This window comes from Flavobacterium sp. Sd200 (assembly GCF_009826935.1).
In the GTDB taxonomy this organism is placed as follows: domain Bacteria; phylum Bacteroidota; class Bacteroidia; order Flavobacteriales; family Flavobacteriaceae; genus Flavobacterium.
On sequence record NZ_WUMN01000031.1, the window covers coordinates 1 to 908 of the forward strand.

General features: G+C 49.4%; 1 protein-coding gene. It reads right to left on the minus strand.

Translation table 11 applies throughout. The features are described from left to right. The coding region (locus GR160_RS19245; RefSeq protein WP_160751520.1) for a DUF2252 domain-containing protein at positions 1–908 on the minus strand (908 nt) is incomplete at both ends.

The window sequence follows — 908 nt, forward strand, 5'->3', positions numbered from 1 at the left end:
CGCAGGAAAATATCATGGTCCATGGTATCCAGCGATGGCTTTACCTTGGCATCGCGCAGCTGGCGTATGTAAAACTGCCTGCCGGCAACATCCGTTGTCCATCCCAAAAAAATATCGGTGGCCGACTGTATGAGTTTCTGGCCTGCCACCACCCGCTGTCCATGATATTTAAACTTACTTTTCCCTGCATAGGGTTCCAGCACACTTTGGTGTGCCTCCTTAAATTGCAGGAACAGCGGATCACCCGTCGCAGACATTAGCAGCAGTACGCCGCAAAACGTACCCACGCTGCCCACGCCAACCACCTTCATGGCTACATCTTGTATCTTGTAGCGGCTCAGCAATGTCTTTTTATCATGGGAAAGCGAGCGCAGGTACCTACAATAAGCATTTTCCGCTTCGGCAAAGAAACCAGCCTGCTTTTCTTTTGGGACGTGAAAAATCAGGGGCGGGTTGTCTTTAATCACAGGATGCCCCTGTTTGTTGTGGGTCAGCTTGGCAAATTCTTTTTGATGGGGTATTCGCTTGATGGCTTTTTTAATTTCCTTGGGGTCAAACTGTTTCATCTCCTTGATTTTGCCTGAGTGTATCAGTTCCTTCAGGCTTATCTGCGCGTACCATATCTGAAGCGCCGACATTTCGGCATATTCTGCCATATGCTTCCGATAGCTGTTTACCGCTGTCCAGGCAGCTTCACTACATTGGAGGTCGGTAAAGCCCTTGTCGCGACCAGCAATGGCAAAGCTTGCGGCAAGGCGTTTTACGTCCCATTCCCAAGGCGCCGTTGACGTCTCGTCAAAATCGTTAATGTCGAAAACCAGTTTCCTTTCTGGGGTTGCAAAGCCTCCGAAATTCAGCAGGTGGCAATCGCCGCAAACCTGGATTTTTAGGTTTGTTGAAGGTGCTGA